This window comes from Paraburkholderia kirstenboschensis, from assembly GCF_904848585.1.
Classification (GTDB): Bacteria; Pseudomonadota; Gammaproteobacteria; order Burkholderiales; family Burkholderiaceae; genus Paraburkholderia; species Paraburkholderia kirstenboschensis.
The window spans coordinates 1-5,321 of record NZ_CAJHCR010000049.1; the positions used below are offsets into that span (position 1 = coordinate 1).

At 60.6% G+C, this 5,321-nt stretch carries 2 protein-coding genes and 2 pseudogenes; all 4 read left to right on the forward strand.

Annotated features, from left to right (window positions below; translation table 11 throughout):
• A pseudogene (locus tag JMY24_RS37680) lies at positions 1-642 on the forward strand (ATP-binding protein); the annotation flags it as partial.
• A 111-nt stretch (positions 643-753) separates the two neighbouring features.
• Complete coding sequence (locus JMY24_RS37685; RefSeq protein ID WP_201704075.1) at positions 754-1,389, forward strand: hypothetical protein; 636 nt, start codon at positions 754-756, stop codon at positions 1,387-1,389.
• Positions 1,386-3,386, forward strand: coding sequence for an integrase core domain-containing protein (locus JMY24_RS37690; RefSeq protein WP_128598683.1), 2,001 nt, complete (start codon positions 1,386-1,388; stop codon positions 3,384-3,386). Before JMY24_RS37685 ends, JMY24_RS37690 begins: the two co-directional genes overlap by 4 nt.
• 28 nt (positions 3,387-3,414) lie before the next feature.
• Positions 3,415-4,387 (forward strand): annotated as a pseudogene (locus tag JMY24_RS37695) (AAA family ATPase).
• The last annotated feature ends 934 nt before the right edge of the window (positions 4,388-5,321 follow it).

A 5,321-nucleotide genomic window follows, 5' to 3' on the forward strand; every position in this document is an offset into this window, starting at 1 on the left:
CGCACGGGAAGCAACGCCGTGCTCCTGTTCTGTGACGAAGCCCAGAGGTACAACGAAAACGAGTACGAATGGTTGCGAGACGTGCACGACGTGCTTGATCGCCAGCAGATCAAGCTCTTCACATTCCTTGTCGGGCAGGAGGAACTGCTCGCGCAGAAGACTGCGTTGCAGATCGCGCGCAAGACGCAGATCGTTGCGCGCCTCATGGTCGACGAACTCGCGTTCTACGGTATCCGCAATGCCCATGATATCGCTACGTGCCTGAATGGTTACGATCAGACTGCTTACCCGGAAGGCACTCCATGGAGCTTTACACGTTTTTACGTGCCAGAGGCGTTTGATGCCGGCTATCGCCTCGTCAGTGACGCCGCGCTGCTATGGCAGACGTTCGAGGCTGCCCATCATAAGGCGAGCTTGCCCGGCAGCCTTGAGATCCCGATGGAATCGTTCGCACGCGCCGTCGAAATCGTGCTCAAGGAAAGCGAGATCAAGGATGCACCGGGTTACTGCCCCGAGCCAGTCTTGTGGACCCACGCCGTTCATCACTGCGGCTATATCCAGTCCCGTCATGCCACCGTAGGACGTAATAAATCTGTCACCGGCCCTCCCCAGCAACCGGGGGCAAGAACGCGCGCATGTTGACACTTTTATTGCCCTTTAAATCGGCATGAAAGTGTCAACTCACGTATGTCCGTATTAAATTTGCCAACTCGCCTCCTACACTCCAAATCCCGTCGGTAGGAGGCCGATCTCATGGCGGATACCCTTCACGCGACCGGGCCGGTCGCGATTGGTCGTCCACGCGGCGCACACCGATTCGAAGCCTTCAGCCCCAAGCTCGCGCGCCGGGTCATGTTCTACCGTCGTGCGTTGCTTGAACAATGGTTATTGTTCGAGGCAAACCCGAAGGTGATCACCTTCTGCGAGCGACCTGGCTACGTGCTGATCAATGAAGACCGTCATCTCGCCGATTTCTGGGTGCGCTACGTTGATCGCGAGGAGTTGGTTGTACTAAGCGAACTGCTTTGGGGATCCGATTTGGACGCATCACACGCGAAGGTTGACGCTGGCACCGCAGGAGTCAGGCTGGTCGCATCGGCTGAACTCGCTGCGGCCCGTGCGTGGACGGACAACTGGCAGCGCATCCTCCCATACCTCGCTGCGAACCGGGGCGTTGTTCCGGCAACGTTACCGCCGGCCATCGTGCAATTCGTGGAGGAGCCACGCCGACTGCTCGATATTGAGCGCGAGTTCGTGACGAGCGACCCGGTGATCGTTCGCGCTGCCTTGTTCGGCCTGCTGCACAGCGGTCACGTCACCGCGTCGGCACTTCAGACGCAACCACTGTCACTGCTCACGTCCTTCGTAGCGTTGGAGGCGTCATCATGAGTCGCCGCAAGCCGGAGTTGCAGACGATTGATGTCAACGCCTGGCCCGCTGTCGCCCATACCGAGCTTGACGAACCGGTCCGCCGCAAGTTCGAGGCGCGGCGGCAAGCCATACTGCGCTACATCGCCGGCGAGCCGATCAGGGCCATCGAAGTTTCGACTCACTTCAATCGGCGGCAGTTGTACCGCTGGCTTGAGCGCGCCCAGACAGTTCACCCTGACGGCCGCCCCTTCGGCTTCCGCGCGCTCATCCACTACGTGCGCATCGCGGAATATGCGCGAGTGCGTGATGTGCAGGTGCGCGGCGAGTGTGGCAGCCGCGGGGCAGCTGGCGCGCTCGCCCAGCTTCTCGAACGCTACCCGACGTTGACAGGGTGGCTGCTGCTTCAGGTAAAGCAACGCAAGGTGTGGCTCGAGCAGGTCCATACCGACGGGCACCTGCGCACGCGTCTGCGCGGCCTGCAGTCTCTACACGACAATTTCCTGCGGCAATGCCGGTCAGTCGGGTTGACGGCGGCCGACTACCCGCTGAACACGGCCGACCATGCGATCCGCTCGCTTTCGCGACGGGTGAAGGCGGAACTGCTGCGAAGCTTCGGGGCCGCTGCACACTCCGCCGGCGCCACGCATCTCAAAGGCCTGCCGCGTGTTGACGACTCCGGTCCACCCGCGGCGGTCCGACCATATCAGGTCGTCGAGTTCGACGGTCACCGGCTGGACGTACGCCTCAAGGTGGTGGTACGTGATCCGCTGGGTTTCGCGCATGAATTCGAGATGGAAAGAGTCTGGCTGCTGGTGATCATCGACATTTGCACGCGTGCCGTGATTGGGTATCACATAGCATTAGCCACAGAATACAGCCGCTACGACGTCATCAAGACTATCGAGAATGCACTGACGCCTCACTGCCCGCGAACGTTCACAATACCAGGCCTCACCTACAGACAGCAGGACGGCTTTCCGTCAGGGAAGATGCCTGAACTGGGCTACGTGACTTGGGAGTGGATCAGGCTCGACAACGCGAAGGCCAACCTCGCCGACGAAACGATGACGGCGTTGTGCGAATTCGTCGGCTGCCTCGCTGATGCCGGACCGAAACACTGCCCGGACGAGCGGCCCTATATTGAACGCTTTTTCGGCACGATTGCCAGTCGGCTGTCTTCACGGTTGCCGGGATACACGGGTTCTCATATACGCGACCTTCGCCGGGCGCTGTCGGATCCCAAAGGCGATCTGCGTCTCTACGTCTCCCTTGATGAACTGGCGGAACTCGTTGAGTACGCCATCTCGAGCTACAACGGCACACCGCACCGCGGACTCAACAACGCGACTCCGCTTGAAGCGATGGAGTACCTCGTGCGCGGCCGCGAAATGATGCTCGTCTGGCTGGCAGAACACCAGCGCAGGACGCTCTGCCTGATGCAGTCGGCACGGCAGTGCCGCGTGCGGGCCTACCTTCAACAGGGCGTGCGCCCGCACATCAACCTGTATGGCGTGCGCTACACCAACAGTGTTCTTGCAACGAGTGCGCACCTCATCGGTCAGCATCTGCTGATCTACATGAACGCCGACGACCTGCGCTCCGTGCGCGCTTTCCTCTCCGACGGCATGGAGCTCGGTGTACTCGAGGCGCAAGGCGCGTGGCGTGTGGTGCCGCACAACCTCAAGCTGCGTCAGCAGATTCTCAAACAATCGGGCAGTCGGCGACGCAACGCCAGCCTCGGCCTCAACCCGATTGAAGCCTACGTCGACGAGAAGATGAGACAGGCGAAGAAGACCCGCAAGGCTGCGACGGAACTCGCTCATGCGGCGCGATTGCTCAGATTGGCACCGACTGTGCGTACTCCCGTCGGTCCGCCCCACCCGCCCGGGACAGATTCCGTCATCTCGGACACAGCGCCAGGGATGGATGCGCAAGCGACCACGGTCGACGATTTTAAGCAATGCACCCTGGTTCGCCCGCGAAAGCTTTCGATCGGTACCGGTCAGGTCTTTTAACTCCGCTGTTCTAGCTGCGAGGTGTGTCATGTCGCTTCAGATTCCGCGTCCGGTCGATCCATCGCTGCACCCACTCGTCACCGGCAACTATCGCCTTGCCACCCCTGAGATCGAAGCGTTCTATGAGCTCGTCACGCGCTGCCTGCGCTACCGCATCATGGGCGCGCTCATCTATGGGCCATCGCGGGTTGGCAAAACGCGGGCCATTGAATACGTGCGGCTGCTCCTCGCGCGTCAGTACCCGAAGATAACAACCTATCATGCGCAGTGCGAGCACAAGCCGCGGCATGCAGAGGGGCCCTTCTTCGCGACTCTGCTGGAGGCGGTGGGCGATCACGCACCCAACGCCGGCACCAGTTCGGCCAAACGTTCGCGCCTGTCATTGCGTATTCGCGAGGCAGCCGCGCGCTCGGGAAGCAATGCTGTGTTCATGTTCCTCGACGAGGCCCAGAGGTTCAATGAAAATGAATACGAGTGGCTGCGAGACGTGCATGACGTACTTGATCGCCAGCAGATCAAGCTCTTCACGTTTCTCGTCGGGCAGGAAGAACTACTCGCGCAGAAGACCGCATTGCAGCTTGCGGGCAAGACGCAGATCGTCGCGCGCCTCATGGTCGACGAACTCGCGTTCTATGGCATCCGCAATGCCCAGGACGTCGCGACATGCCTGAATGGTTACGATCAGACGGCCTACCCCGAAGGCACGCCCTGGAGCTTCACACGCTTTTACGTGCCAGAGGCGTTTGACGCCGGCTATCGCCTGGTGAGCGACGCCCGCCAGCTGTGGCAGACGTTCGAGGCTGCACATCACAAGGCGAGCTTACCCGGCAACCTCGATTTGCCGATGGAGTCGTTCGTCCGCGCCGTCGATCCTCAAGGAAAGCGAAATCAAGGATGCGCCAGGTTACTGCCCGGAGCCGGCTTTGTGGACCCATGCTGTTCATCATTGCGGCTATATCCAGTCCCGCCATGCAACCGGACGCGTGCTCGCAACAGCGTAGTTGCAAGGCGCATCAGACGCTGCGCTATCCGATTTTGACCTTTGACGAATGGCGTTCCGGAAGGCCAGCGGACTGCGAGTTCAGGATCGATTGGCTCCTGCCGGGCGAATCGCTCGTCTCGATTCTGTGGAAATTTGCGTGCGCCAATGCCCTGCCAGGCGATGTACTGATGCGCCTGATGTGCCCCGACGCTGATCCACTCGCAGGGGTGGTCCCGCTGCGAAGCGCGCTCGCTCTCACTCAACTTCGCCGGCTGCTGCGTCTGCCCGAGCCCGTGTTGCGCACATCGTTGCTCGACAGGACGCCGGGCGACCGGTATCACGCGGCTTTCAGGTATTGCCGACAGTGTGCAGCTCACGGCTACCATAGTGTGCTGCATCAACTTGCGGAGGAAGATTGGTGTGCAGCCCATCAGGAAAGACTTCGCACTCGCTGTCCGCAATGCAGTCGGCAGAGTCCGTTCATGATCAACAGCAGTGTGATCGAAGCGCCATTTCGCCGCGTCTGGTGTCGTTCACATTTCTGCTATGGGCTCCTCCCGGTCCGTTCAACGGCGCCGGCGATGCGACGGCGGGACCGCCTGGCGCTCCAGGATCGAGTGCTTCTACGACTACGCAGTGATGCCTCGCGTGGGTCGAACGGGTAATCGTCGCATTTCGGTGCCGGCCGCGGGGTGGCGGGCTGCACCTCCCTTTTGCCAAACGGTTCATAGCGAACCAGTTGAAACGCCCTGTGCCGGCTGGCGGTTAGTTGCTTTAAAGCGTCGCCGACGCAAAGTGACACTTTTAATTACGCAATAGAGACAGATTTAATACGTTCTACGGCCACCGGACGCGTGCTCGCGACGGCGTAAGCGGAAAGCGCTCAGGACACCGCGCTTTCCGATTCTCACGTTCGATGAATGGCAACTTAGGCTCGCGCTGGGCAGCGAATT

Coding starts and splice junctions, on each gene's coding strand:
- JMY24_RS37685 (WP_201704075.1), top strand. CDS start 754: ATGGCGGATACCCTTCACGCGACCGGGCCGGTCGCGATTGGTCGTCCA.
- JMY24_RS37690 (WP_128598683.1), top strand. CDS start 1,386: ATGAGTCGCCGCAAGCCGGAGTTGCAGACGATTGATGTCAACGCCTGG.